Consider the following 26,066-nt stretch of genomic DNA (forward strand, 5'->3'; position numbering starts at 1 on the left):
ACGCTAAAGAGAACTCGTGATGCAGTCAGCGCTGCACCACGAGCGTATTCAACAGGCACTGGACAAAACGCAGACGCGTCAGGCCCTGAATTCCATCCCGTCCTTTTTCAAGGCTTGCGCCGTGGCGATACCTTCCTTGGTCGGGCGAGACATCTCACCGTCGACGCTGAAGCTGCTCGGCCTGTTCTGATCTTCCCCGTAGTTGAAGTTGATCTTGGCCAGCGTCTTGTTGACGTTGACTGCCGCCGAGCTGCTGGCGCTCAGCAGAGGCGTCGGGGTGGTAAAGCCGTCAGACTGACCCGCCAGCTTGAACACCGTGATGGCCTTGATTCGCAGGTTGTCGCGGTCATTGAGCATGCCGATGATGTCCTTCTGGGTGATGCTGCCGTCGCGAGTACCTTGGTCGACCTTCTGCATCATCTCGTCCTTGGGCTCCAGACGAACCCGGGCCATGGTCCCGGGGCTGGCTTTCATCTGGCCGATCAGCGACTTCAGGTTGGGCTCCTCGGCGATCAGCTTGGCAATGTTCTCGGCGTTACTCGGCGAGTGCAGACTGCCGAGCATGCTCATGATTTTCGAGGCGACACTTTGCTCATCCAGACGCGAGAGGTTGGTGTAGTTGCTTTCATGACGGGCGTTGTCGAGCACCGAATGTTTATCGACGGCTGCATCGTGTTTGGTTGTTGCGCGGCTCAGGCTCAGTAGCGCAGCTTTTTGCGCACTGTTATTCGCAGAGCGTCCCTCGAACAGCGTGTTGAGCCCATCCAGGTGCGCCTGGATTTTCTCTTTAGGCGTCTTGTCCGCGTGATCAGGATTTTTCGCATCGGCCAGTCCCTTCAGCTTGTCTTGCGTGGGCTTGTCTTTGAAGGCGCTTTGCAGCTGCTTGTTAAGCTTTGTCAGTTCCGGGGCGGTCATGGCCACCCCTTCCTTGGTCTGGAATTTGGTGCGCTTGGTGGTTCTGGAGTCGATAGATGCAGTGATCGTCGCATTGGGGCCGAACGCCGAAGCCTGCGCGCCCGGTTGTGCCACCGCTGCCGGCGTCGGAGCAGCAGCTGAAGGCTGTGTAGTCGTTGCCGGTTGCGCTGCAGCGGCCTGGTCAGTGTGGCCAAGGTTGATCTGCGCGCGTGCGTAGGCGGTGGCGCCGGCGGTGTTGGCAAAACGGACCCGATTATTGGATTTCTCGTCGAGCAGCCCCTTGTCGTTTTCCTGGGTCGCCGAATATTTGGTAAATGTGGCCAAATTCAGGTTGATGTTGGCGCCGATGCCTGCCCGGGCTCCCGCGGTCCATTCTTTTTCATTGGGATCGCTCAGTCCCAGCTCGACGCGAAGCTCGACACCCACGCCCCCGGTTGCATCTGCATTGAAGCGCTTCATCGAGTGCGCTTCATGTGCCGTGCCGTTCTTGAGCACGTCCAGCGCGGTGACCTTGCCGCCAAACAGATCGTCGACAAACTGGTCGATTTTTTCGTCAGGCACGGTGAAGGCTGTACCACTGCGTGACATACCGGTTCCCTGCAAGGTGCCGTCGCCGCCGAGTCGAAGGGCCACAAAACCCCGTTGATCATTGATGTTGTACTCACCGAAGTTGGGCACCAGTCTCTGACCGCCGCCCACGCCTGCGCTGCCGCTAACACCGCCTTCGTGGAACATGTAGACCGTCACACCCTTGTCACCGCGCTCGGCATTGAACGCGTAGTTGCGTGCCACGCCGACCGACGCGCTGGGCCAGGGTCCTGCACCCAGGTTGGCAAGGCTGAAGAACGGGGTCGTCGCCGTCACGCCATAGCTGCGTGACATGGCGATTTCATCGTCAGGGTGCTCAAGGTGTTTGAGCGCGCTTTTCATCTTGTCGGCCAGATCCGCCTGGCTGGTCGCACCCATCGCCGCGCGCATGTTCACACTGGTGGCGTGAGTCGGGTCCTTGAAGCCGTTGAGAAACGACTTGATGCTGTCGTAACCGTCTTCCAGTTGCTTATGCCCGCTGAAGCCCATTTCGGTCACGACCTTGACGGGGTTGTCGTTGTACTGCTTGTTGAGTGCGTTCAGCTCTGTCTTGAGCGCTTTCACATGGGTGGCGTTATCCACTTCAGGACTGCGCGTTTCGGCCTTGTCGAGCAGCTTGCCCACCTTGTCCAGCGTCACGACGTCCAGCGCCAGACGCGCCTTGCTCAAGGCAAGCTTGTCGCTCTGACTGCGCCGGTGATCGGGAGACGTATCGCCGTCCAGGTGCTTGAGCTTCATGCCGTTGTCATTGAGCCGTTTGAGCAGGACGCCGGCCGGGTTTTCGGAGGAGGGTGCGACCTTGCTCAATGCGCCCTGTACATCGGCGGCCAGGTCATTCTTGACCGGCTTGGCGTGTGCCGCTTTTGCGATCTGGGCTTCTGTCGGCTTGCGCTCGGGTTTGATGAATTCGCCGTGCAGGTTGAGCACGCCTGTCTTCTGCCCCAACTGCTGGACAACCCCGTGGCTGTGGTTTTCCAGATCATCACGCAGTTTTTCCAGATCCTCGACCAGCTGTTTGCCTTCCGGGCCCAGATCCAGGCGGGATATACGCTCCTTCAGGGTCTGACCAAGCTGAGGCGCGGGTCTTGAGGAGTTCTTTATCTCAGTCAGTTCCTTGAATACAGGTGCCTCTGCCTGATACACCTCCTGCAGCCCTTCGCGGCCCTTGATCCGATGCTGGATGTGGTAGAACCCGTTCATGATCGGCCGAGGAATATTCAGGTCGGGTTTCACGATGTGAGCCGGAATGAACTCCTTTACGCTCGACTTGTGACTGAGCGAGGTGTCACTGCGACCCGCCAGGGTGCTGCTGATTTTCAACGTGTTGCCGGTGCCGAAAATCTTGACGTTTTTCGAGCCATCATCCAGTCGCCCGAACAGATTGTTCAACCCGTTTTCCGGCTCCCTGCGTGGCTCCATCGGCTGGAACTGCTTGTCCTTGAGGACGAAGGAGCCCTCGTCAGGCGCCCCATCCTTGAGTTTCACACTGACGGTGTTGTTGCCCTCCTTGCGGATACTGTCGACCGGACGATTGCCGGGCGTGTCGATTTTCTGCCATTTCGCGTCAGGCTTGGGGTCCGATTCCGGTGCCTGCCAGTCGTCCTTGGACATGAAGTACAACTCGCCCGTGGTGGTCGTGGCGTGCAGGTTGTGGTTCTCGTCCAGGGTCAGCGAGGCGACTTCGCCGGACAGGTCCTTGCGGGTCAGCTCGGTAGGCTCGCCGGTCTTGTGATGGGCCGTCAGGCGGCCCTGATCATCGACGGCGGCAAACTGCTTGTCGTTGAGCATGGCAAACGCCTTGATGACGCGGTCATCGAGGCCTTCGATGGCATCGCCCATTTCAACTTTGGTCGAGCGGGTCGGCTGGTTGAGGTTGTGGGTGCCGCTCAACGAGGTCTTGGTGTATTCGGGGCTGACCTTCAGTTCGGAGATCTTGCCGTCCTTGAGCACGTAAGCGCTGCTGTTGTTGCCGCGCTGCAACCGGTCGATGTCCTTGACGCCGGTGTCCTTCCAGCCTTCCGTGGTTGCATCCCATTTCTGTACACGGTTGTCTACGATGCCCACCCGACCGTTGCGGTCCAGATCGAACGTGTTTTCCGGGGTCGGCACCTTACCCTCCGGCAGGCCGCGCCTGTTCTCGACGACCACCACGTCGGTCAGGTTCCAGCCGTTGCGCAGGCTGGAATTCGCCTCGTCGAGGGTGTGGCTGTGGATGTCGCCGACATCGTTTTTGATCAGCGCGTGCAACTGACCGTTTTCACCGCTCAGGAAGCCTGTGACCTGCTGGCGCTTGCCCAGAGTCGAGTCTTCAGGCTGAAAATTTTTCTCGGGTTGCAGGTGCAGTATGCCGTCTTCGCTTTTCAGGTCCTTTCGCGCGGCGCTGTAGAGCTGGCCTTCGGCGTCGGCCACGAACAGGCGGTCACGGGTCAGGCCGACATGTTTGGCTTCGGATTTGCCATCGTTGAGTTCGAGCGTCAGGTGCATGTCTGGCACCTTGCCCATTTCGCCCAACTGCAAGGTCTGGGTGTCTTTACCGGCGAGCATCGCCACGGTGCCATCCGGAGAGACCGAATGCGCCGTCAGGCCTTCAAGCTTCATGTCCGGCTTGTTTTTTTCGCTACTGGAGAGGTTGACCAGCGTATCGCCCGTCCGGCCGTAAACCTTGCCATCGCCTTGGGTCGCAAGGTGGCTGAATTTGGTCTCCTTGCTGTCTTCGCTGGGAGACCAGGTCGCGGTTGCCGGATGCAGTTCGTAGAGCTTCTCGTCCTGCAGCCGCAGATGCTTTCCGCTGCTGTCCAGATGGGCACCGCTCAAATGAGCGATGTGGGCGCTGTCCGGCAATGACTGGGCGCCACTGTCGTGGCCGGCGATGCTTGCCGAGTTGTCTTCGCGTTGCAGTTTCAGGCTGTCGGGTTTGCTGCCAGGCGGAACACTCAGCGGTTTGCTGCTGCGAAGCAAGGCCAGAGCAGCGTCGGTCTGGGCTATCTGTACCAGATGACCTTTGGGCTCGAGCAGCACTTGATCGCGGTCACTCGCCGAGTTTGTGGCCAGATAGCTCTTGCCCGGTTGGCCCAGCCGGTCCTTGAGCAGGTTACCCAGTGCGGATGGAATGAAGTGATCGAAATCCGGTCGACCTTTGGCGTCCAGGGAAATGATGTTGATGGAGGGTGTGTTGCGCTCCAGGTTGCCGTTCTCCATACGGAAGGTTCCAGCATTGCCTGCGGCACTGCGGGTCAACTGAGGTCTTGGAGACGCGTCTTGCGTGCTGCCCGAAGCATGGCTCTGTGCCGGTGTGTTGCCGCCCGATCGAGACGGACCAGGTTGATGGTCGGAGCGTGCCGGTGAGCTTTCCTGGCTGGGCAGCCAGTCCTTGAACGACAGTTCCCGTTGCAGCGCCGTTGTCGGACGCTCGCTGCTTGTGGAGGACGAACGCGTGACCGGCGGGCGTCGAGCCGAGCTGATATGAGCGATATCGTCGGCGTCCAGTTGCGGTGCGGTCTGCTCTGGCGCCGCAGTCGGCGTCAACGCGCCCGGTGTCGGGCCGAAGGTGCGCGGGGGAATATCGGGCTGCTGCGTCACCGGGACCTGTACGGGCTGCTTGCCCAACTGAACGACCGACACCGAGGCGCGCTGGGTCGGCGGCTCGGGTCGCTGCTCCAGCCCGCGTGGATTTTGACCCTGGGAGGTTGCGCCATGGACCTGTCCGGTCACGGGCGCGTTATTGATTGGAAGCATTGAGGTTCTCCAATGTCATGGCTGGCCAGGACAACCTCGCGATGGATGTCCGGACTGTAAAAGGAAGGATTCCTTTGCCCTGAGTGGAGTGCGCGCCGAACTGGTTCCGCGTCCTCAGTAATGCGGCATTTCGATCACATCACCCTTGAGCTGCTCGTCCATTTCCCGCAGCAGGCGATACACCTGGGCCACTGCCTGCAGAGTGGCGCGCGGGATGAACTGGCCGACGTTCTCGCGGTACAGCGTTCGCGCCAGCCAGACAAAACGCACCACCGGCACACCGGCCTCGCGAGCGCGCTCGATCAGTTCGCGGGCTTCGGCATCGCGGCCCTTGCAGATGATGCGTGGCAGCGGCGTCTGATCCGGACGGTAGAACAGGGCCACGGCAAAGTGCGTCGGGTTGACCAGCAACATGTCGGCATCCTCCACCGGTGCCCTGGCGGGTGCTGCGCTGCCGGGCTGGTCAGTGATTTCACGGGCCAGCGCCTTGCGATGGGATTTCATGTGCGGGTCGCCTTCGGACTCCTTGTATTCCTTGCGGATGTCCTCGTGGCTCATTCGCTGGCCCTTGACGAAGAAGTACTTCTGCAGTGCGAAGTCCAATCCTGCCAGCACCAGCAGCAACCCCAGGCAGGTCCGCGACAGGTGAGTGAACAGCTCGACCAGCGCCATCCAGTAACTGTCCAGGTCGGTGCGGGCAAGACCGATCAAATCGCCCAGCGCCGGAGGCAGCAGCACGTAGAGCACGCAGGTGATCATCACGGCCTTGCACAGGCTGTTGAACAGGTTGAACAGCTGCCTGGAGGAGAACATCTGCTTGAACTGGTTGATCGGGTTCAGGCGCTCGAAATCCAGCTTCAGCGAGTCGGTTGCGAACAGGGGGCCGAACTGCACCCAGCCGCCCGCCAGTCGCATGGCGGCGGCAATCCCCAGCACCGGTAGCATGAACAGCAACAGCTCCCAGCCCGCCTTGGTCAGCACTTCGCCAAGCGCGGCATTGAACGGCCGGTCCAGTTCGGTCAGGGGCAGGGCTATCAAGGCCTTGAGGCGCGACATGCCGCCATCCACCAGACCCAGAATCATCTCCATCAGCGCTGCGAAAATGAACAGCTTGGGTACATCCTGGCTTTGCCCGACCTGACCCTTCTTGCGCGCGTCGTCGAGCTTTTTCTGGGTGGGTTCTTCGGTTTTTTCGCTCATGGCTCAAGGTCCGGCAGGCAGGGCTTCAGGGGGTGTGCAGCATCAGCGGCAGCAGATGCCGCAAGTCGCTCAGATCGGCCAGGCGGCCTTCGCCGAGCAGCGTCAGCATGGGCATGTACAGCACCAGAAAAAACAGACCGGCCAGGCTCTTTGCAGGCATTGCCAGGGTCGACACCTGAAGCTGCGGGCTGTACAGGCTGAGAATCGCCATGCCGAATTCGATCATCAGCAGCAGACCCACCAGCGGCGCGGCATACAGCACCATGAAGCGGAAGGTACTGGCCACCAGCTTGAGGTACACCTCGAAACCGGCTGCTCCGGTCACCGGCACCCATTGCGTGGCGGGCCATACGAGGTAGCTGTCCCACATGATCTGCGTCAGGCTGGCATAGCCACCGCCGAGGATCATCAGCAGGATCAGCACCTGCTTGAGCATGTGGCCCAGCTCCGACGTGTTGTCGCCCAATGCCGGGTTGATCTGCCCGCCGACCAGCGCGCCGCGCTGGTTGTCGAACAGGCAGCCGATCGATTCGAACAGCCAGAACGGCATGGCCAGCAACAGGCCCAGCAGCAGGCCGATTACGCTTTCCTTGAGCAGCAGGGCGCAGAGATCCAGCCAGTCGAGCTCATGCCCGGTCAGTCCCATGCGAATGGCAGGCATCGGAATCAGCGCCAGTGCCAGCACGATGGCGTGGCGCAGCATGCCTTTGAGCTCGGTGAACGCAAACGCCGGAATCAGAAACAGACAGGGGTACAGACGCGCCATGCCGATGGTCAGTGCAATGATCGTTTCACTGAGTTCCTTGAACGCGGGCTCGAACATGTCAGGCCCTCGTCTGGCTGATCATGCTGAATGACAGATAGGCCAGTTGCATCAACTCGATGCCGATCCAGCGCCCGGTCAGCGCCAGCGCCAGCCCGACGGCGACCAGCTTGATGGCGAACGGCAGGGTCTGATCCTGCAACTGCATCACCGCCTGGAGCAGCGAGGTGATGACGCCGACCACGACGGCCACGATCAGCGGCGGCGCAGACAGCACCACGACCAGCATCATCGCCTGCTTGAACAGCGTCAGGGTTTCCATAGTGCCTCGCGCGATCACATGTAGCTGTAGAAGAGTCCGTCGAGCAGGCGCGTCCAGCCATCCACCAGCACGAACAGCAGAATTTTCAACGGCAGCGAAATGGTCATGGGGGCAACCATCTGCATGCCCAGCGCCAGCAGAATGTTCGAGACAATCAGGTCGATGACGATGAACGGGATGTAGATCAGAAAGCCGATCTGGAAACCGGCCTGCAGCTCGGACAGCACAAAGGCCGGGACCACGAGCAGCAGGTCGTCGCGGCTGGCCTTGTCGGCCATTTCCTTGGGCCACATGCGCTGGGTGTTTTCCAGCAGGTGGGTCTGGATGTCAGGGTCCAGATTGCGCGTCATGAAGGTGCGCAAGGGCTCCACCACATGCTTGCCGGCGCTTTCCATGGCCGCGAACGTGTCCAGGTGCTCGGGCAGCTTTTTGACCCGGTCACCCATTTCACTGAACACCGGCGCCATGATGAACAGCGTGGCGGCCAGAGCGATGCCGTACAGGGCCATGTTGGGCGGCGCCTGCTGGACGCCGATGGCGTTGCGCGTGATCAGCAGCACCATGGCGATTTTCAGGAACGCGGTGCAGATGATCATCAGCAGGGGCGCCAGTGACAGGGCGCCGAGAAACAGCGCCAGCGTCAGTGGATTGGCATCCTGCAGGTTCACCGCAGCGCTTCCATGCGCGTGATCTGCAGACCCAGGCGGCCTTCGACGTCGACCAGTTCGCCGTGCGCCAGAACCCGTTCGCCATGGTGCAGCATGGCGTGGCCGGGCGTGCAGCCGTTGAAGGTCAGCACCGAACCCACAGCCAGCGAGCGCAATTGCCCCAGACTCAGGGAGAGGTTGCCTGCCCGCACTGTCAGCGCCATGCTCAGGTCATTGAAACGCTGCAGGCCGTCTTCGTTGGCGTCGGTGCTGTCTGCTTCCGGGTCGTGCTCGTGCTCGTCGATATCGTCCAGGTGCAGCGGGTGATCGTCGGCGGCGGAGAAGTGGTCGATCGTGGCGTTCATGGGGATTTGCTCCAGTTCGGTGAGGGTGAAGCACAGCGCGTCGGCGCTGGTCTGGGCCAGACTCAAGCGGCACCCGCCCAGTTGCAGGGTGCCCTGGCCGTCCGGTGTGAACAGCGAGTGATCAGGCAACAGCACATCGCCCGGGCGCAGACTGGCCAGTTGCGAAGGGCTCAGGTTCAGATGACCCAGCAGCAGCGGTACGCTGATCGGCCATTGCCACGGCATGGCGGCAGATTCAGCCTGCCATTGGCCTCGGTCGAGAAGGTCAAGCAGCGTCGCGGGCTGCGCAGACAGGCGTGCGCTGACCCGCAGGCCGTTGATCCTTGCCTGCAGCAGGCAGTCCAGCCCCGTCGTCGGTGGTGCATCGAGGGGCTGCAGGTCGCCAAACAGGTCCTGCAGTTCCGGGCTCAGGTAGTGGTTGTACAACTGCCAGTACCAGTGATGTTCATCGTTGGCCGAATCCGCTTGCGGCATTAGGGCAGGGCAACTGGAGAGCAGTCCCAGCAGGGCTTCAGCCTCGGTCAGTCGCAAGGCACCGGCCGCGCTGTCCAGCTGGCTTTCATGGCGTGCCGGGTTTGGTGACGCGCTCAGGCGCAGGTCCAGCCAGCCTTGCTGCTGATCCAGTTCGAATGGCAGGCTCAGCCCGCTGCCGATTCGTTTCCGGGCGCTGGCCTCGGCGTTGCTGATGGCGCGTAAATCAAGTGCATGTGCATTCATGTCACTGGTCTGCCTGTCCGAGGGTGAGGCGTATGCGGCGGCCGAGTCGCTGGCTGAGCCACTCACGGCTGGCCTCGCGATATTCCTGGCAACGCTGCAAGGCAACGTCTCTTGCAAAGCGCAGTGCGATGTCCAGCCCGTCGGCACGCGGCACCACCTGCACGATCACCTTGCCCAGTTCGGGCAGTTCAAAGGTCGCTTCCATGGGCATCTGGTCGTCGGCGTTGAGGTGCTCTTCGATCGGTTCGATCAGCGGGTCCCACAAGGGTGTTACCGGGGAGGGCGGTGTCCCTGCATGTCCGCCCTGTCGCTCACCGTCGCGCCAGGGATCGGGCAACGTCTGTGGCAGGTCGGCACCGCCCCAGAAACCGATATCGTTCGGCGCGCTCATCATGGCTTCGAACAAGTCACCTTCGTGACGGGTTTCGCTGGGTTCATGCTCGCGACGTTCGAAGCGGGTCGTTGGCTGGGCTGTCTCGTTGCCGGAGCTGCCGGTCGCGCGAGGCTTGGGCTCTGGTGGGCGCGGCGGCACCGGTTTGTGAAGGGCAGGCTTTGCGGTCATGACGCCTCCCGTGCCAGATCGACGAGGAAGTCCAGCTTCTCCACATCGCGCTGACGTTTGCGCAATTCGCGCTGGCTGTCTTCGGCCCAGAGCTTTTGCTGCTGATGCTCATGCTGCAGGTCGCTCAGTTGCTTTTCACTGCGTTCGATCTGCCGGATCGCCTGACGCTCGGCGGCCAGCCAGTCGTTCATCTCACTGAGCGGCAGTGCGCGGTGCGCATGCCGTTCGCGCTGTTCGATGCGAGAGTGGCGGTGCGCCTCACGCAGCGCCTCAAGCTCGTCAGTCATGCTCAGCAGGCGGGCATGCAGGGCCGCGAGCACCTGACTCTGGCGTCGCCAGGCCTGTTCGGCCAGGGTCAGCCTGTGGCGGCGAATCGGCGCCAGGACGTCCAGCGTTTCGCCAAGGCCATTGAGTTGCGCGTCGTTGGCTGAATCCTGCGAATCATGTTCATCGTGGGACATCGGCAGTTACCTGTATGAGGTGGTCCAGGGTTTCATCGAGCGACACCGGGTCACGCAGCGACTGCTGAAGAAAGCCCATGATCCGGTCACGGGACTGCACGGCAAAATCGGTCAGCGGGTCGTTACCCGGCTGGTACTCGCCCAGCTTGATCAGCATTTCTACCTGCTGATAAGCCGCCATCAGTCTGCGTACCTGTGTGGCACCGTGGACCTGTTCGGTTCCCACCACATTGCTCATGGTCCGGCTGAGACTGGTGAGAATGTCCACCGCCGGGTAGTGGCCGCGCTCGGCCAGCTTGCGCGAAAGCACGATGTGGCCGTCGAGCAGCGAGCGCACTTCGTCGGCGATGGGGTCGTTCATCGAGTCCTGTTCGATCAGGACCGAATACAGCGCCGTGATCGCCGCATCGTGGGTGCGGCCGGCGCGCTCCACCAGGCGTGGCAGCAGGCTGTAGACCGAGGGCGGCAGGCCGCCGCGTCCGGCCGGTTCGCCGCTGGCCAGACCGATCTCGCGTTGTGCCCGGGCGAAGCGGGTCAGGGAGTCGATGATCAGCAGGGTCGATTTGCCCTGCTGGCGAAAACCTTCGGCAATCGCGGTGGCGGTGAACGCTGCGCGGGCGCGTTCCATGCTGCTGCGGTCCGAGGTGGAGCAGACCAGCACGGTGCGCTGGCGTAGCTCTTCGTCCAGCTCATGGTCGAGGAATTCGCGCAGCTCACGGCCCCGCTCGCCGATCAGGCCGAACACGATGGCCTCGCACGGCGTGTTGCGCGCCATCTCGGCCAACAGGGTGGTCTTGCCGCACCCGGCACCGGCAAAGATGCCAACACGTTGTCCTTCGCCCAGTGTCAGCAAGCCGTCAATGGAGCGCAGCCCGGTGGACAGTGGCGTATCGATTCTGGGCCGTTCGGTGGCGGGCGGGGCATCGCGGATCACCGGTTGTGCACCCACGGCACCCGACAGGGCGAAGGCCGAAGGGCCGTCGCCACTGAGCGAGCGGCCGAAGCCATCGAGCACCGCGCCCAGAAGAAACTCGCCGACCACTAGGCTGTGCGGCTGAAACAGCGGCCTGACCGGTGCGCCGATGGCGATGCCGTCCAGCGGTCCCAGCGCAGCCAGCAAGGTGTGCTGCCGGTCGAAACCGACGATTTCAGCCATCACCTCGCTGCCATCGGCCCGGCTGATTTCACATAGATCACCGATCCTCGCCCGTGGCATGTAGCTGTTGAGCAGAATGCCGTTGACGCCAGCGATCCGGCCGCGGATCTGCACCGGCGCGCAGTGCGACAGACGCTCGCTCTGGGCCTGTCGCCATGACTCGAGACGTGCTAGCGCAGCCTCCATCACCAGCTCACCTCGACACGACGTTCGCCTTCGAATACCAGCTTGTGCTCGTTGATGTCCACGAAGCGCATGCCATCGACTTCGTCGCCCAGAAACAGCCGACGACCGTCGCTGGTGAGGATGCTTGCCAGCCGTGTATTGCTGATCTGGATGATGGTGAACGGCAGCTCGGCGGTCGCCGTGGGCAGCGCATTCAGCACCTGGATCGGGCTGCTGTACTGACGTTCGAAACGCAGCAGCATGCGCGAGGTGGACTGCAGCAGATCATCCTCGTCAAAGTCGCCGTGCAGAAAAAGCTTGCCCTGTTCTTCCGCAATCGTGACCCGCTTCTGCAGCTCGCGCTCGGTGAGCATTTTGAGCAGTACGTTCTTGACCTCGGTGGCGTCCTTGAGCACGACCCGAGACGGTTTCTGCGGCGCGGGCGGCGCAGGGTCTTCGCGCTTGAGCAGCCACATCAAGGCGCCCACGAATACCAGCAATGACGCGACCAACAGCATGGGTCCCAGCAGCGAACGGGGAGGTTTGAGCGGTTGTGCGTCGCGCTCGGCGCTGAGCATCGCGGGCTGCGGTTCAGCTTCTTCCGTTGCCTGAGGCGTGTCTTCATCGTCCTCGGCGGGCCATTCGGTGTTGGCGCTGATCACCGACAGCCACACGCCGTTGACGGCGAACGGCGTGCCGGGCTCCAGTTGACTGATGGCCTCGACCTTGTGGCCTTCACTGTCGGTGACCGGCCCCTCACTGCTGGCCAGCGACCACGTTTCATCGACCAGTCGCAGCGTGCAGTGCCGGTTCTTGATGCCCGGATCATAGAGTGCAAGGTCTGCACCGGCAGACGAGCCAATGCTCCACTGCTCGCCGTTGAGGGGCAGTGCTGCGCCGCGATGCAGCCCGGTCAGGACCCGCAATTCGTAAAGTTTGTCGGTTTCCATGGGTGCTCCGTCAGGCCATCAGGTCGTAGGTTTCTTGCAGGTCGATCCGCCCCAGCACCTGGACCTGAACCGTGGGGATCAGCTCGGCGAAGGACAGCACGGGAACATGGTGGAACTGGTCGGTCAGCAGGCTGCGCAGAGGGCTGCGCAGGTCCTGCGCCACCAGCAGGACCGGTCGGGGGCTGGCTTGCAGCGGAAAGGCTTCGCGCAGTTGTTCCACCAGCGCGTTGCCCAGCTCCGGTTCGAGGGCAAAATAGGATTCGTTCTGGGTCTGGCGCAGGGAGTCGCGCAGCAGCACTTCGGTTTCCGGCGTCACCAACCAGGTATGCAGCGTGTTCTCTTCACAGTGCTGGTGGCAGATCTGGGCCTTGAGGGCGATGCGCACGTGATCGGTCAGCGCGTTGAGGTCGCGCTCGTGCTGGCCCTGCTCGATCAGGGTTTCGGCGATCGGCCTGACCGAACGCAGGGACACCAGCTCGGCGGACAGGCGTTGCAGAACGGCGGCGAAACGGGCCAGCGGCAAGGTGCGCTGCAGCTCCTGCGCCAGTTCCGGCTGCTCGCTTTCCAGCCAGCTGAGGATGGCCTTGCTCTCCTGCAGGCCGATGAATTGCGGTCCGGTGGCCTGAAAGGCTCGGCTCATGCGTTCCAGGATCAGCTCCAGCGAAGACACGCCAGCGTGCTCTTCTTCCTTGAGCAGCGGATCATCGATGTCCACCCAGACCCAGCGAGTCTCATCGCGTTCGACACGGCCCGGCTCACCGGCGTCCTCATCGATTTCCCGATGATCGACCGCCAGCCGCGCGTTGGTGAAGGTGGCGCGAATGAATGGCACTTCGTAGACGCAGAAGCGGAATTCATCAGGCTCGAAGTGGTCGGCGAACTCCATGTCGAACGAGGGCAGCGTCAGGCCGAAGTTGTGCACCAGCGTGTTGCGGCGCTGGCGAATGCCCTGTATCAGCCTGTCGAGCTCCGCCGTACCCTGATGGCTGGAATGGCATTGCAGCAGATAGGCCCGTGACGGGTTGAAACGGCGAATGTCTTCGCGTCCGTTCAGCTCCGGCGCGCCTTTGCTGGCTGCGCCGATGCTGTCCTGATGCAGTTCTTTCTGGCGGATGCGCCAGAGCTGGATCAGACCGCTGAACAGGCACAGCAGGGCTATACAGGCAAAAACCACCGTCGGCATGCCCGGAATGAGCCCGAACCCCATCATGCCAATGGATGAAAAGACCCATGCCTTGGGCTGGCTGGTGAGCTGCTCGGCAATTTCATGACCGATGTTGGCGTCGGCCGTCTGGCTGTCGGGCGCGACGCGGGTAATGATCATGCCCGCTGTCAGCGAGATCAGCAGGGCCGGAATCTGTGCAATCAGACCGTCGCCGATGGTCAGCACCGAATACAGGTGCATCGCGTCACCGGCCTCCATGCCGTTCTGCAGCACGCCTATCGAGAAGCCGCCGATCAGGTTGATGAACACGATGACCAGACCGGCAATGGCGTCGCCCTTGACGAACTTCATCGCGCCGTCCATGGCACCGAACAGTTGGCTTTCCTTGGACAACTGTTCACGTCGGTGCCGGGCTTCGCGCACGTTGATCAGGTTGGCCCGCAGGTCGCTGTCGATGGACATCTGTTTGCCTGGCATGGCGTCCAGCGTGAAGCGCGCAGCCACCTCGGCCACCCGTTCCGAGCCCTTGGTGATGACCAGAAAGTTGACGATGGTCAGAATCAGAAAGATCACCAGACCGACCGCCAGGTTGCCGCCCACCACGAAGCTGCCGAAGGCTTCGACAATGTGTCCGGCGTCCTGTTGCAGCAGGATCAGACGGGTCGTGGCGATCGACAGCGAAAGACGAAACATGGTGGTCAGCAGCAGCACGGCCGGAAAGGTCGAGAAGGCCAGTGGACGTGGCAGGTACATCGCCAGCACGATCAGCAGTGACGAGATGCAGATGTTCAGTGCGATCAGCACGTCCACCAGCCAGGTCGGCAGGGGCAGAATCATCATAAAGACGATGGCCATGACCATCACTGCGCCGACGATTTCAGTGCGGCCCATCACCGCCAGTGCCAAGCGGTTGAGCAGGTGAATAATGCCGTTCATCCTGACACTCTCCCGACATCGTCCATGCCCAGCGCCTTGCGTTCGTGGCGCGCCATTTCATCCATCAGGCCCTGCAGCAGACGCAGGCCGTTCTGTCGGGTCTTGAGGTCTTTCCACAGTGTCAGCGGCAGGTTCTGCAGCAGCGGGTACAAGCCGTTGAAGAACAGCGGCTGGAGCGTGGGCGTGCGGCCGATGGTTTCCTCGGCCAACAGCGTCAGGTCGCGGGCAAAGAAACCATTACCGCAGAAGCGCAGTACCCGCTTGCTCATGGCCAGTGGGGTCATGTTGCTGCCGGGCGCCTTATGCGCCAGGCGTTGCAACAGCGCCAGGCACGTCTTGATCAGGTTGTTCAACTGTCCGCTGGCCCCCAGGCCGCGCAGCATGGCCCGCAGGGCAGCGCCCGGTATCGACGGGGCGAGGGCGGCGATGTCATCGGCCAGTGCCCGTTGCAGGGTGCGCAGGCCGCGTGCGAACTGATCCTCGTTGAAGCGCTCCAGCAGCGACTCCAGCAGACTGGCCAGCGGTTGCTGACCGACGATGGCCTTGTAATACAACAGGCGCATGGCGCTGCGTTGCTGGGGATCGCTGCTGAACAGGGCGATGGCGCTGGCGGTGTTCAGGCCCGCACGGATCTTGTCGCCGTGGCTCAGGCGCAGTTCGTCGATCAGCGCCATGGCCTGATCGTGAGTGTCTTCCTTGCCTTCGGTAGCGGACATGCGCACCACCTGTTGCAACAGCAGGTCGGCCCGCGTCGGGTCGCCGCCAGCCTGGGCAAGCACATCCTTGAGCGAACCCTGCTGCTGCAACTGACCCTGCAGGCGCCTGGCCTGTTGTTCCAGGCTGGGCTGATCGGCGTTGTCGAGCAGGCGGTAGAGCTCGGCGAGTTTTTCGACCCGCTCGACCCGCTGCGAACTCGTGCTTTCACGCACATGCCGCTCATCGAGCCCCTTGCTGTGGCGTTCCACGCTTTCGCTGAATTTCATCGCCACTTCTTCCATCGAGTCCTGCAATGGATTTTTCGGAACCAGCGATTTGGTTTCAGGCACCGGCGGGCGCGGGATCAGGTCCGGCTCGGGGCGGATGTCGATATAGGAATTGATCTTCATGGGCAGCGCTATCGCCTCGGAACAGGTGTGTCCTGAGTGGCGATTGCGGGCAACTGGTTCCTGCGCAGCGGAACCGTAAAAAGTTGTGCAACAACTGGCACAGCGTTTATGTCGGGAATGCCATATCTGGCACAAAACGGGGTTTTCGCCGAGATAAAAACGTTATTTATCAATAATTTAAAAATACTAAAAGGTTGGTACGTTCGCTGCTCTCCCTTAGTCGCCATTGTTGGCATCACAACTGCGTATCAGGAGATAGACGTGGAAGGGAAAGACATTCAGCGAGACGGAACTGTTATTGGAGTCATTGCGCTGGATCTGGGTGGGCTCGCGAGGACAAGCGAGAAGAAACTCAGGGGATTCATCGGCAAACGCGTGTTCAATCAGGCCGACGTGGATGACCTGATGCAGATGACGTATCTGGAAGCCTGGCGCAATCAGCACAAGTTCATGGGCACCTCACGACCTGAAACCTGGCTGTTCGGCATTGCAGCGAACCTGGTCAGGAACCACTTCAAGACGTTTTACAACCAGCCTCAGCGCATGGAACTGACCGATACCGAAATGGAGAGTTTCGAGCACGGTCATGACCCGAGCATGCTGAGCGATCAGCAACGCACATTGGGACGAACCCTGGCGGCCATCGAGGAGCTGTCGGTGGACATGCGCGCGGTATTGGACCTGGTCGTCGATGCCGACGTCAGTTATCAGGACGCGGCACGGCACCTGGCCGTCCCGATCGGCACCATTCGCTCGCGCCTGGCGCGTGCCCGGGGACAGCTCAAGTCCAGCGTGTATTCCAAGGAGGTTCACTGATGAACAGTTTTGTCGACCGGCACTCACTGCAACGCCTGCCACGCGGCATTCGCGAATCGACCGACGATGATCTGCCGGCAATGATGAGTATCTTCAACGAGACCGCGGCCAGCGGTGCCAATTCTCCTGTGACCCGGCCCATGACGTACGAAGAGGTGAAGTTCTACGTCAACCTCTACAAGCGCGATGGCCTGCCGGTGTATGTCTATGAACGGCGGGGTGAAGTGCTGGGGTGGCTGTCGATCAACCGGTTCAGTTGGGGGACGCAGGCGTGCTTCCAGACCGGCGAGACCGCGATCTACGTGCGCGGCGATCACTATGGCAGTGGCATCGGTGTGGTGCTGGGCAAGGCGACCGTGCTGTTGGGGCGACAGGTGGGGCTTGAGAATCTGGTGGCCTGGATCATGGCGGCCAACCTGCCGAGTCAGAAGATCGTGACGGCCATTGGGGCGCATCTGTGGGCGCGCCTGCCGAACATCGCCCGTTTCGGCGAGCAGCGCGCGGACGTGCTGCTGTTCGGGCTGCCCCTGACCGGATCGCACAATGTGCCGGTACAGGTTCACGTTTCGGAGGCTGTCTGATCCGCTGAGCGACGCAAGGGTCTGCACCGGTGATTTTCGGGGTGCAGACCCCGCATGAAAAAGAACGGCGCCACCCTTTCGGGTCGCGCCGCTTTTTGTTTCAGTGAGCTGTCAGCGATCAAGCGATCGGCTGATCACTCCATTCGCCGTTGACCAGGCGACGCAGACCCAGTGGGTTGGCGTTCTGCAGCGCAGGCGGCAACAGGTTGTCGGCCAGGTTCTGGTAGCAGACCGGACGCAGGAAACGGTCGATAGCCAGCGTGCCCACCGACGTACCGCGTGCGTCCGAAGTGGCCGGGTAGGGGCCGCCGTGAACCATGGCTTCGCATACTTCAACGCCAGTCGGGTAGCCGTTGTACAGAATACGGCCGACTTTCTCTTCCAGCAGCGGTTGCAGCCAGCTGTACTGGCTCAGGTCGGCAGGTTCGCCGATCAGGGTGGCCGTCAGTTGACCGCGCAGGGCCTGCAACGCGTCTTTCAGCTGCGCATCGTCAGAGACTTCGATGACCAGTGTGGTCGGACCGAAGACTTCTTCCTGCAACAGTTGATCGCCGTTCAGCAGCAGACTGACGTCAGCCTTGAACAGCTGTGCCTGAGCCTGTTTGCCTTCCTGCGGCTTGCCAGCCAGATGGGTGACGCCCGGATGCGACAGCAGGTGCTCGACGCCCTTGCTGTAGCTGCGCAGGCCGCCCGCGTTGAGCATGGTCTGAGGTGCCTGGCTGCCCATCTGCTCGGTCAGTTGCTCGAGGAACGAAGAGAAGGCCGGGGAGCGTAGACCAATGACCACGCCAGGGTTGGTGCAGAACTGGCCGGCACCCATCACCACGGACGCCGCGAGTTCCTTGGCCACGGTTTCGCCACGCGCAGTCAGAGCGCCCGGCAGCAGGATGACCGGGTTGATGCTCGACATCTCGGCGAAGACCGGGATCGGTTGTGGACGCTCGGCAGCCATTTTGCACAGGGCGTTGCCGCCGTTCAGCGAGCCGGTGAAGCCGACAGCCTGGATGGCCGGGTGCTTGACCAGGCCTTCGCCCACGCCGTTGCCGAAGATCATGTTGAACACGCCTTTCGGCATGCCGGTGGCTTCGGCGGCACGAATGATTGCGCTGGCAACCAGATCGGCTGTGGCCATGTGACCGCTGTGGGCCTTGAACACCACCGGGCAACCGGCGGCCAGTGCGGCAGCGGTGTCGCCGCCAGCGGTGGAGAAGGCCAGCGGGAAGTTGCTGGCACCGAACACGGCAACCGGGCCGACGCCGATGCGGTACTGGCGCAGGTCAACACGCGGCAGTGGCTTGCGGTCCGGCAGGGCCTGGTCGATGCGCGCACCGACGAAGTCACCACGGCGCAGGACTTTGGCGAACAGACGCATCTGGCCGCTGGTACGACCGCGCTCACCCTGGATGCGCATTTGCGGCAGGGCGGTTTCCTGGCAGACGATGGCGACGAAATCGTCACCCAGCTTGTCCAGCTCGTCGGCAATGGCGTCGAGGAACTCGGCGCGGCGGGCCGGGCTCAGTTGACGGTATTCAGGGAAGGCGTTTTTGGCAGCCAGGGCCGCAGCGTCGATCTCGCCGTCGGTGGCTTGATGAAAGCTGTAGGGCAGTTCTTCGCCGGTGGTGGCATCCAGACTTTTTTGCAGGCTTTGGCCCAGAGCGCTGCGGCCGCCAGCGATGAAGTTCTGGCCGAGAATGTTAGGCATCGGTATCTCCTGTTGTTTTGAAGGTGGAGGCGGGCGCCGGTTACGGGGCCTTGCACTCCTTATGGGTTGCCGAGTTGCTTTACGGTGTTCGGGGTTGGCGGGCAGTCGTCGAGCGGGCCAGCCGTCCAGTCTCTGGAAAGTCGGCAGTCATCGTACAACTTGAGTCGCTGCCGATGCAACTGCCGGGCAGCGTTTGTGACGGTACGACAACTGTCCGCAGGGCTGCGGCTATATATAAGGCAGGAGCACCCTGTTCCGGTCATCATGAGCCGTGTTTATGACCCTTTCAGGGCATGCAATGCTTCAAGCACCTGACGAAGTGCCTTGCTGACCGGCTTGTCCTGACGCAGCACGATGCCCAGAGTACGGCTCAAACCCGGCGTCAGCGCGTGCACCTGCAGACCGCGCCGATGATGCACCGCAGCCACCGACATGCGTGGCACGATGCTGTAGCCCAGTCCGGCCGCGACCATTTCCTTGATCGCTTCGATGCTGCCCAGCTCCATTACCGGCTTGACGCGAATTCCAGCCTGTAAGTACCAGTCATTGATCAGCAGGCGCGTGCTGCTTCCGGCTTCGAACACCACCAGTGGCAGTTCACTGAGATGCTCGGGCGTCATCGCGCCGGGCACGGGCTGATAGCTGCTGGCGAAAATGGCCACGAATTCGTCATCGAGCAGCGGGGTGACATCAAGGCTGCGCCCCGAAGCGGGCAGCGTGACGAGCGCCAGGTCCAGGCGGTTTTCTTCCACAGCCTTGAGAATGCCGTCGGTATTGCCGGTGCTGACCCGCACATCCAGTTGTGCGAAGCGCCGACGCAAGGTCTGCAACAACGGCGGCAGCAAATGAATGCAGGCCGTGGCGCCAGTGCCGATGGCGACTTGTCCGGCGATGCCGTCGGCGTGGCTGGACAGGTCAAGCAGCGCGTCCTCGACCACCGCATCAATGCGCGAAATGTGCTGCAACAGGGTCTCGCCCGCCGAGGTGGGTTTCAAGCGTTTGCCCACCCGCTCGATCAGGCGCAGGTTCAACTGATCTTCCAACTGCCGCACTTGCAGGCTCACTGCAGGCTGCGTCAGGTGAAGCCGCTCGGCGGCGGCGGAAAAGCTGCCATGAGCGATGACCAGTGAGAAGGTGTGCAGATGATTGAGGTTGAGGCGGCGCATGACAAAGTATTTCTTATGCTGTGGATGATTAATCATAGCTTTTTTAATGATTAAGACGAACGCATCATTACGGCCACTTCCAGACATCCGCCAAGAGCCTGCCATGAGCCTGATATTTACATTGCGCGACGCCCGCGAAGACGACATGCCCGTCATTCAGGCGATTTATGCCGACCACGTATTGCATGGCATCTCCAGCTTCGAACTCGAACCGCCCAGCGTTGAGGAGCTGATGCGTCGCCGCGCGCTGGTCCTTGAGAACGGCCTGCCGTACCGGTTGGCCGAGCATGCCGGGGAAGTGGTCGGTTATGGCTATGCCACGCCTTACCGGCCTCGTCCTGCGTATCGCTTTACCGCGGAAGACTCTGTTTATGTCCGCGATGGAATGGGCGGCATGGGCATCGGCCGGGCGCTGCTGGGTGATCTGATCTGGCACTGCGAACAGGGTGGCTGGCGGCAGATGGTGGCGGTGATCGGCAACAGCGAAAACGCCGCATCCATCGGCCTGCACGAAAGCTTCGGATTCCGCCGCGTCGGCGTGTTCGAGTCGGTGGGGTTCAAGCATGGGCGCTGGGTGGACACCGTGCTGATGCAGTGTGCGCTGGGCGATGGCGCTTCGACGCTCCCCGTTGATCGCACGGTCTGACTGACATGCACAGTCCCGACCTGTCCCGGTTCGCCGTATTCAGGCTGGGACTGGCGCAGTTGATCATCTGGGGCACCACGTTTTATCTGCCGGGTGCGTTCGGTAATGCCATTGCTGCAGATCTGGGCTGGAGCGGGCAGCGGGTGTTTTCCGGTCTGTCGGGGGCGTTGCTGGTCATGGGTTTTGTATCGCCCGCAGTCTCGTGGCTGATCCTGCGTCTCGGGGCTCGTCAGGTGCTGCAACTGGGCAGCGTGCTGGCGGCTGCAGGGTGCTGCGTGCTGGCCTTGTGCGAAACCGTGCCGGTCTGGTTTTTCGGCTGGGCCGTGCTGGGCGTCGGCATGCGTCTGTCGCTTTACGACGCGCTGTTTGCTGCGCTGGCCGGGTTGATCGGTGCGCGCTCACGTCCGTTGATGGTGCAGATCACCTTGCTGGGCGGTCTGTCGTCAGCCGTGTTCTGGCCGCTGGGGCATGTGTTGCTGGAGACGCTCGGCTGGCGCAGCGCGGTAGCGGTCTACGGAGGTTTCGCGCTGCTGGGGGGGCTGCTTATGAGCGGACTGCCCGATGCAGCGGCTCCGGTTGCCACACCGGCCGATGATATGTCCGATGAGGAAGCGACGGCGAGCTGGCTGCGCCAGTCGGGCTATGCGCTGTGCATGATGTTGATCGGTTTCCTGTCAGCGGGGCTTTCCGCTCATTTGCCGGCCTTGCTGGCAGGTCTCGGTGTGCCGGTGGCCTGGGTGGCGTTGTGGGGCGTCGGCCAGACCTGCGCACGGCTGATGAGCCGGGTCTTGGGGCAGAACCTGTCGGCCTTGGGCCTGAACGTCTGGGTCGCGGCCGGTATGACGCTGTGTTTCGTCATGGCCTTGCACAGCCAGGGGCTGGCGGTGCTGGCCTGTCTGTTTGTTTTCGGCTATGGCGCCATGAACGGGCTGGGCACGTTGTTACGGGCCAGTCTGCCGTTCGAGCTCTTTGCACATCATCACTATGCACGCTTGCAGGGACGCCTGCTGGCCCCCGGTTTTCTTCTCTCTGCGGCGGCGCCCTGGGTCTATGCCCGGGTTCAGGAGGCGACCGGTGATCGCGGCCTGTTATGGCTGTCGCTCGGCATCAGTGGTGTCGCGCTGCTGATGGCGCTGATTCTGCAGCGGCACTGCCGTTCCGGGCTGTCCGTGCCGGTGTGAAATACCCTTCATGGTCAATACCGTTGCCAGCTTTTGCCTGAATGGTTAGGGTACGCGACTGTTCAAGAAGGAACCTGATATGACCCAGCATGACCCCAGGGAAACGGTTGCCACGGCACCTCGGCAACGACGTGCGCCGAAGGGAGAAAAAAGACGCGAAGAACTGCTCGATGCCGCCTTGCAGGTGTTCTCGCTGGAGGGCTACACCGGTGCGTCGGTGGCCAAGGTGGCGGCCATCGTCGGCATTTCGGTTGCCGGATTGCTGCATCACTTTCCGAGCAAGATTTCCCTGCTGATGGGCGTGCTGGAACGACGCGACGAGGTCAACGGGCGCATTGCCGCGCAAGTGCGTACGGACGACAGCCTGACCGGTCTGCTGGGCGGTCTGCGTGCGATCAATCAATCCAACTCGACTGCACCCGGCGTGGTGCGGGCGTTCTCGATTCTCAATGCCGAAAGTTTGCTGGACAACCAGCCCGCTTATGAGTGGTTCCAGACCCGTTACGCGCGCATACACGCGCACCTGCTGGCGCAGTTCACGGTGTTGGTTGAGCGTGGGGAGGTGAGGGCGGATGTGGATCTGGACATGCTGATCCAGCAGATCCTGTCGATGATGGACGGGTTGCAGATTCAGTGGCTGCGCTTTCCCGAGCGGGTGGATCTGGTCGAGACGTTCGATGCCTACATTGCGCAGGTCGATGCAGCAGTAAGGGCTCGTCCTTGAGCCTTGTTCTGTCCCTGATTCACTCAGTCACTGCGTAACGCTTACTCGACAGTCTGATCGAACACGCCGCCGGTCTTCACCGGTGGCTTCTCGACGTTCACCGAGTTCAGCGCCGAACGTGGCAGCGGGTTGCTGGTGGTGGTCGAGAGTTCCTGGCGGAACGAGTTGGTCAGTTTGGCATTCAGGCGAATGTCCTGCGACGAAGCACCCAGCGACAGGTTGAAGGTGTCGGCATCGACCACCCACTGGTTGGTCTTGGTGTCGAAGTAGGCCAGCGAGCGATCGTTGAGCTCGATGGTCACGCGCTTGCTTTCACCCGGCTTGAGGAACACCTTCTTGTAGCCTTTGAGTTCCTTGATCGGGCGTTCGACTTTCGGGTTCTGCTGACCGACATACAGCTGCGCCACTTCCGAACCGCCCACCTTGCCGGTGTTGGTCAGGTCGAACGACACCTTGATCGGCGTGTTGCCCACCGCAACGCCAGGCGTCACGCTGATGTTGCTGTAGCCGAAGGTGGTGTACGACAGGCCATAGCCGAACGGATACAGCGGCTTGATGCCTTTCTTCTCGTAGCCGCGATAACCCAGCATCAGGTCATCCTTGTAGCTCATTTCGGCCAGCGAGTTCTGGTTGTCGAATTTCGGGAAGGTCTCGAAAATCGGGTTGTCTTCGATGTTGCGTTCGATACTGATCGGCAGCTTGCCCGACGGGTTGACCTTGCCGAACAGAATTTCAGCCAGTGCCTGACCGCCGTTCTGGCCAGGGTAGAACGCGTGCAGCGCTACCGGAACCTGTTCGATCCAGTCGCTCATCTTCAGACCGGTACCGCCAAACATCGTGACGACGGTGTTCGGGTTGACCTTGGCGATGCTCTGGATCAACTGGCTCTGGTACTCAGGCAGATCGAAGCTGTGGTCGAAACCTTCACCTTCGTATTCGCTGCTGTTACCCACTGCCACCACGACTGCGTCGTAGGCCGACAGATCCTGAGGCGCGTTCAGCGACGCCCAGCTCATCTGTACGCCCACCAGGCCGCCCATGGTCGACAGGTAGCCGGCACGGCGCGAGTATTCAAGCTTCACGTCGTAGGACTGACCCGCCTGCAGGCTGATCTTGGCGAATTCCGGGATGGTTGGCGGAATGCTGTTGCCCGGCAGCGGCTTGCCGTCACCGTTGTCGATGATCAGCTTGCCGTTGACCCACAGGCGCACGGCGCCGTCAGCACGAACCTTGAAGACCTGCTCGCCGCTTTCGGTCGGTGTGATCTTGCCGGTGTAGCGGATCGAGGTCGAAGAGGTATCGCCGTTGAGCGAGCCTGCGGTCGAGCCTTTGCTGGTGTACGGGTCGGAACCGGACAGGTTGCTTTCGAACGGCAGGTCCTTGTCGTTGGCCCAATCCAGATCGACATGCTGCTCGGTACGGGTCACGGCAGCATCGCCGGACCAGTTGGCATTGCTGAAGTACTCGGCCTTCATGCCCTGGATGTCTTTGCCCGCCTGGTCAGTGCTGCTCCAGGTGGTGGTGGTCGGGTCCAGCGACAGGCCGTCGATGAATTCAACCTTGGCGTTTGGCGCCATCTGCTGCAGACCGCTCAGCTCGCTGATGTAATGGCTGGCCATGACATTGGCGCTGCCGAAACCGGTAGGCGGCGCGTACTTGGCCAGGTTGCCGACCACGGCGATGCGCTTGGCTTTCTGCTTGTTCAGCGGCAGCAGGTTGTTCTGGTTCTTGAGCAGCACGATGCCTTCACGGGCAGCGTTCAGGGCGACCTTGTTGCTGGTTGCGCTGTTCATGTTGTGCAGGGTCGACGGGGTCTTGCTGTCGAACTTGTACAGGTAGATCTGCTTGAGGATGCGACGGACCTTGTCGTCGATGGTTGCCGCGCTCAGTTCACCGCTGTCCAGGTAAGGCTTGAGAACAGTGCTGTTCATCTGGAAGCCCATCATGTCCAGGTCGGTGCCCGCCTGAGCGGCGTCCAGACCATGAACCACAGCGTTGTAGTCGCTCTGCACGAAGCCCTTGTAGCCCCATTCCTTCTTCAGGATCTGGCTGATCAGGTGATCGTTTTCGCAGGCGAATTCGCCATTCACTTTCTGGAACGCGCACATCATCATCGCGACGTTGCCGTTCTTCGACGCCGATTCGAACGCAGGCAGCGACATTTCGCGCAGTACACGCTCGCTCATGATCTGGTCGAGGTTGAAGCGGTTGCTTTCCTGGTCGTTGGCCGCGTAGTGCTTGGCGTTGGCCCACACACCACGGGACTGGATACCGTTGATCACGCCTGGCGCCAGGCTGGCGCCGAGGAACGGATCTTCACCGGACAGGTATTCGAACGCACGGCCGCCGTAGGGCATACGGTACAGGTTGACGCCAGGGCCGGTGACGAACTGATAGCCGCCGACTGCCGTGTCATAACCCAGCGCACGGCCCAGGTCGATGGCGCGACGTGGGTTCCAGGTGGCAGCAAGGTTGGGGCCGGACGGATAAACCACGCCCTGCGCGTTGCCTTCGCTGGTGTAACGCACACCGACACCGCCGTCGGCGCCGTGAATCTGCGGCACGCCGTAGTTGGAGAGGGGTTTCACATCCCAGCCGCCCGTACCACCGATATAGGCCAGCTTTTCTTCCTGGGTCATCTTGTCCAGCGTCTTCTGTGCCGCTTTTTCAGCACGGGCTTCCCGTGCCTGCAGCGTCGAAGCGTCAGCAGCATGCACCTGCGACACAGCCAGCGCCAGCAAGGCCAGTGCGGAATGCGCACCCATCATCTTTCGCTTATTCATACAGCTCTCCAACGACATTTCAATTAAAAGTTTTCCCACAGGCAGCCGCATTATTCAGCGTCTGGCTGTGTTCTTTTCTTTAGGCAACAGTGACCCGTAATCGCGACTTTCGCTGTTATTGCAGCGTGCGATTCGTGGACTTTTTCAATCAAGTTTCACGTTTTAGTTATTATGTTTTATATTGCTTAAAGTGCCATCACTGCGCTATCATTGATGGCACTTTGAATTTGCAAAGCGTTACAATTAAGTCGAAATTCAGGCGTTAATGTCAAACAAAAGCGTATTTTTCTTGCTTTTGTGGTTTTTTTCTTACACTTCAGGAACTCTTCTTAAACCTACTGGTCGATGGGTTTAAGATTTTTCAGGTGCGCTCTGGTCTCTGTTCTGTTTCCAGTAGTGGCACTGTGGTGTTCTTTCCGATCTTTATCGTTAATGGCCCTTCCTGTCGGAGGGCTTATTGTTTTATCCAGTGGAGTAATTGTTATGAAGTTGTCCAACATGGCAGCAGGTGTGATTGCGGGTCTGGCATTGAGTGGTGCTGTTTTCGCAGCCGAAGCGACTGATACCGATGCAGCGTCGGGTGCCAGTGATTCGACCGTGATGACCCAGACCACCGATGCAAAAGCGGCGCAAAAGGCGCAGCAGCAGAAGACTCAAACCACAAAAGGTGGGCGTCCACAGAACGCAACGCCTCAGAAACAGTCAAACTGACCG

At 61.2% G+C, this 26,066-nt stretch carries 21 protein-coding genes; 6 read left to right on the forward strand and 15 right to left on the reverse strand.

Annotated features, from left to right (window positions below):
* Positions 1–78: 78 nt before the first annotated feature.
* The 12 genes from AO065_RS18530 to sctW form a co-directional block, all read right to left on the reverse strand.
* Positions 79–5,238, reverse strand: a complete 5,160-nt coding sequence (locus AO065_RS18530) for an AvrE-family type 3 secretion system effector (protein ID WP_004885164.1) — start codon at positions 5,236–5,238, stop codon at positions 79–81.
* A gap of 114 nt (positions 5,239–5,352) precedes the next feature.
* On the reverse strand, positions 5,353–6,438 hold the full coding sequence (gene sctU / locus AO065_RS18535; protein ID WP_004885165.1) for a type III secretion system export apparatus subunit SctU: 1,086 nt from the start codon (positions 6,436–6,438) through the stop codon (positions 5,353–5,355).
* Between the two features lie 25 nt (positions 6,439–6,463).
* The gene (gene sctT, locus AO065_RS18540; protein ID WP_004885166.1) at positions 6,464–7,261 is read right to left on the reverse strand and encodes a type III secretion system export apparatus subunit SctT; all 798 of its coding nucleotides are present in this window, start codon (positions 7,259–7,261) and stop codon (positions 6,464–6,466) included.
* A 1-nt stretch (position 7,262) separates the two neighbouring features.
* Positions 7,263–7,523 (reverse strand): type III secretion system export apparatus subunit SctS, encoded by a 261-nt coding sequence (sctS, locus tag AO065_RS18545; RefSeq protein ID WP_004885167.1) that lies wholly within the window; start codon positions 7,521–7,523, stop codon positions 7,263–7,265.
* 14 nt (positions 7,524–7,537) lie between these two features.
* The gene (gene sctR, locus AO065_RS18550) at positions 7,538–8,191 is read right to left on the reverse strand and encodes a type III secretion system export apparatus subunit SctR (RefSeq protein ID WP_004885168.1); all 654 of its coding nucleotides are present in this window, start codon (positions 8,189–8,191) and stop codon (positions 7,538–7,540) included.
* Positions 8,188–9,252 carry a type III secretion system cytoplasmic ring protein SctQ gene (gene sctQ / locus AO065_RS18555; RefSeq protein WP_004885169.1) on the reverse strand — a complete coding sequence of 355 codons (1,065 nt, stop codon included), beginning with the start codon at positions 9,250–9,252 and terminating at the stop codon, positions 8,188–8,190. The genes sctR and sctQ overlap by 4 nt, the downstream gene beginning before the upstream one ends.
* Position 9,253: 1 nt before the next feature.
* Positions 9,254–9,814 (reverse strand): type III secretion system HrpP C-terminal domain-containing protein, encoded by a 561-nt coding sequence (locus AO065_RS18560; protein ID WP_004885170.1) that lies wholly within the window; start codon positions 9,812–9,814, stop codon positions 9,254–9,256.
* Entirely contained in the window at positions 9,811–10,275 is a 465-nt protein-coding gene (locus tag AO065_RS18565; RefSeq protein WP_004885171.1) for a hypothetical protein, read from the reverse strand. The genes AO065_RS18560 and AO065_RS18565 overlap by 4 nt, the downstream gene beginning before the upstream one ends.
* Positions 10,262–11,617, reverse strand: a complete 1,356-nt coding sequence (locus tag AO065_RS18570; RefSeq protein WP_004885172.1) for a FliI/YscN family ATPase — start codon at positions 11,615–11,617, stop codon at positions 10,262–10,264. The genes AO065_RS18565 and AO065_RS18570 overlap by 14 nt, the downstream gene beginning before the upstream one ends.
* Positions 11,617–12,546, reverse strand: coding sequence for an FHA domain-containing protein (locus AO065_RS18575; protein ID WP_004885173.1), 930 nt, complete (start codon positions 12,544–12,546; stop codon positions 11,617–11,619). The genes AO065_RS18570 and AO065_RS18575 overlap by 1 nt, the downstream gene beginning before the upstream one ends.
* A 10-nt stretch (positions 12,547–12,556) precedes the next feature.
* The gene (sctV, locus tag AO065_RS18580; RefSeq protein WP_004885174.1) at positions 12,557–14,647 is read right to left on the reverse strand and encodes a type III secretion system export apparatus subunit SctV; all 2,091 of its coding nucleotides are present in this window, start codon (positions 14,645–14,647) and stop codon (positions 12,557–12,559) included.
* Positions 14,644–15,753 (reverse strand): type III secretion system gatekeeper subunit SctW, encoded by a 1,110-nt coding sequence (sctW, locus tag AO065_RS18585; protein WP_004885175.1) that lies wholly within the window; start codon positions 15,751–15,753, stop codon positions 14,644–14,646. The genes sctV and sctW overlap by 4 nt, the downstream gene beginning before the upstream one ends.
* Before the next feature lie 261 nt (positions 15,754–16,014).
* On the opposite strand from sctW, the gene AO065_RS18590 reads away from it, so the two are divergent.
* The gene (locus AO065_RS18590; protein WP_004885176.1) at positions 16,015–16,569 is read left to right on the forward strand and encodes an RNA polymerase sigma factor; all 555 of its coding nucleotides are present in this window, start codon (positions 16,015–16,017) and stop codon (positions 16,567–16,569) included.
* The gene (locus AO065_RS18595; protein ID WP_004885177.1) at positions 16,569–17,150 is read left to right on the forward strand and encodes a GNAT family N-acetyltransferase; all 582 of its coding nucleotides are present in this window, start codon (positions 16,569–16,571) and stop codon (positions 17,148–17,150) included. Before AO065_RS18590 ends, AO065_RS18595 begins: the two co-directional genes overlap by 1 nt.
* A 118-nt stretch (positions 17,151–17,268) precedes the next feature.
* On the opposite strand, the gene AO065_RS18600 is transcribed toward AO065_RS18595, so the two are convergent.
* Together AO065_RS18600 and AO065_RS18605 are read right to left on the reverse strand one after the other, a co-directional pair.
* Positions 17,269–18,852, reverse strand: coding sequence for an aldehyde dehydrogenase (NADP(+)) (locus AO065_RS18600; protein WP_004885178.1), 1,584 nt, complete (start codon positions 18,850–18,852; stop codon positions 17,269–17,271).
* A gap of 275 nt (positions 18,853–19,127) precedes the next feature.
* Positions 19,128–20,018: a LysR family transcriptional regulator gene (locus tag AO065_RS18605; protein WP_004885179.1), complete on the reverse strand. Its 891-nt coding sequence runs from the start codon at positions 20,016–20,018 to the stop codon at positions 19,128–19,130.
* 103 nt (positions 20,019–20,121) lie between these two features.
* Here AO065_RS18605 and AO065_RS18610 point away from each other — a divergent pair, with 103 nt between their 5' ends.
* The 3 genes from AO065_RS18610 (at position 20,122) to AO065_RS18620 (ending at position 22,569) form a co-directional block, all read left to right on the forward strand.
* Positions 20,122–20,664 (forward strand): GNAT family N-acetyltransferase, encoded by a 543-nt coding sequence (locus AO065_RS18610; protein WP_004885180.1) that lies wholly within the window; start codon positions 20,122–20,124, stop codon positions 20,662–20,664.
* A gap of 5 nt (positions 20,665–20,669) precedes the next feature.
* A complete protein-coding gene (locus AO065_RS18615) occupies positions 20,670–21,845 on the forward strand; it encodes an MFS transporter (RefSeq protein WP_004885181.1) in 1,176 nt (391 codons plus the stop codon).
* Positions 21,846–21,924: 79 nt separating this feature from the next.
* The gene (locus tag AO065_RS18620; RefSeq protein ID WP_004885182.1) at positions 21,925–22,569 is read left to right on the forward strand and encodes a TetR/AcrR family transcriptional regulator; all 645 of its coding nucleotides are present in this window, start codon (positions 21,925–21,927) and stop codon (positions 22,567–22,569) included.
* 41 nt (positions 22,570–22,610) lie between these two features.
* Here AO065_RS18620 and AO065_RS18625 read toward each other — a convergent pair whose 3' ends face one another.
* On the reverse strand, positions 22,611–25,352 hold the full coding sequence (locus tag AO065_RS18625) for a beta-glucosidase (RefSeq protein WP_032651833.1): 2,742 nt from the start codon (positions 25,350–25,352) through the stop codon (positions 22,611–22,613).
* A gap of 483 nt (positions 25,353–25,835) precedes the next feature.
* Between AO065_RS18625 and AO065_RS18630 the strand changes: the two genes are divergently transcribed.
* Positions 25,836–26,063 (forward strand): hypothetical protein, encoded by a 228-nt coding sequence (locus tag AO065_RS18630; protein ID WP_004885184.1) that lies wholly within the window; start codon positions 25,836–25,838, stop codon positions 26,061–26,063.
* Positions 26,064–26,066: the final 3 nt, after the last annotated feature.

It is taken from the genome of Pseudomonas viridiflava, from assembly GCF_001642795.1.
GTDB classification, from domain to species: Bacteria; Pseudomonadota; Gammaproteobacteria; order Pseudomonadales; family Pseudomonadaceae; genus Aquipseudomonas; species Aquipseudomonas viridiflava.

What these genes read in the sequence shown, in the direction of transcription:
- AO065_RS18530 (WP_004885164.1), bottom strand. Translation starts at nt 5,238, where the DNA reads ATGCTTCCAATCAATAACGCGCCCGTGACCGGACAGGTCCATGGCGCA.
- sctU (WP_004885165.1), bottom strand. Translation starts at nt 6,438, where the DNA reads ATGAGCGAAAAAACCGAAGAACCCACCCAGAAAAAGCTCGACGACGCG.
- sctT (WP_004885166.1), bottom strand. Translation starts at nt 7,261, where the DNA reads ATGTTCGAGCCCGCGTTCAAGGAACTCAGTGAAACGATCATTGCACTG.
- sctS (WP_004885167.1), bottom strand. Translation starts at nt 7,523, where the DNA reads ATGGAAACCCTGACGCTGTTCAAGCAGGCGATGATGCTGGTCGTGGTG.
- sctQ (WP_004885169.1), bottom strand. Translation starts at nt 9,252, where the DNA reads ATGAATGCACATGCACTTGATTTACGCGCCATCAGCAACGCCGAGGCC.
- AO065_RS18560 (WP_004885170.1), bottom strand. Translation starts at nt 9,814, where the DNA reads ATGACCGCAAAGCCTGCCCTTCACAAACCGGTGCCGCCGCGCCCACCA.
- AO065_RS18565 (WP_004885171.1), bottom strand. Translation starts at nt 10,275, where the DNA reads ATGTCCCACGATGAACATGATTCGCAGGATTCAGCCAACGACGCGCAA.
- AO065_RS18570 (WP_004885172.1), bottom strand. Translation starts at nt 11,617, where the DNA reads ATGGAGGCTGCGCTAGCACGTCTCGAGTCATGGCGACAGGCCCAGAGC.
- AO065_RS18575 (WP_004885173.1), bottom strand. Translation starts at nt 12,546, where the DNA reads ATGGAAACCGACAAACTTTACGAATTGCGGGTCCTGACCGGGCTGCAT.
- sctV (WP_004885174.1), bottom strand. Translation starts at nt 14,647, where the DNA reads ATGAACGGCATTATTCACCTGCTCAACCGCTTGGCACTGGCGGTGATG.
- sctW (WP_004885175.1), bottom strand. Translation starts at nt 15,753, where the DNA reads ATGAAGATCAATTCCTATATCGACATCCGCCCCGAGCCGGACCTGATC.
- AO065_RS18595 (WP_004885177.1), top strand. Translation starts at nt 16,569, where the DNA reads ATGAACAGTTTTGTCGACCGGCACTCACTGCAACGCCTGCCACGCGGC.
- AO065_RS18600 (WP_004885178.1), bottom strand. Translation starts at nt 18,852, where the DNA reads ATGCCTAACATTCTCGGCCAGAACTTCATCGCTGGCGGCCGCAGCGCT.
- AO065_RS18605 (WP_004885179.1), bottom strand. Translation starts at nt 20,018, where the DNA reads ATGCGCCGCCTCAACCTCAATCATCTGCACACCTTCTCACTGGTCATC.
- AO065_RS18610 (WP_004885180.1), top strand. Translation starts at nt 20,122, where the DNA reads ATGAGCCTGATATTTACATTGCGCGACGCCCGCGAAGACGACATGCCC.
- AO065_RS18615 (WP_004885181.1), top strand. Translation starts at nt 20,670, where the DNA reads ATGCACAGTCCCGACCTGTCCCGGTTCGCCGTATTCAGGCTGGGACTG.
- AO065_RS18620 (WP_004885182.1), top strand. Translation starts at nt 21,925, where the DNA reads ATGACCCAGCATGACCCCAGGGAAACGGTTGCCACGGCACCTCGGCAA.
- AO065_RS18625 (WP_032651833.1), bottom strand. Translation starts at nt 25,352, where the DNA reads ATGAATAAGCGAAAGATGATGGGTGCGCATTCCGCACTGGCCTTGCTG.
- AO065_RS18630 (WP_004885184.1), top strand. Translation starts at nt 25,836, where the DNA reads ATGAAGTTGTCCAACATGGCAGCAGGTGTGATTGCGGGTCTGGCATTG.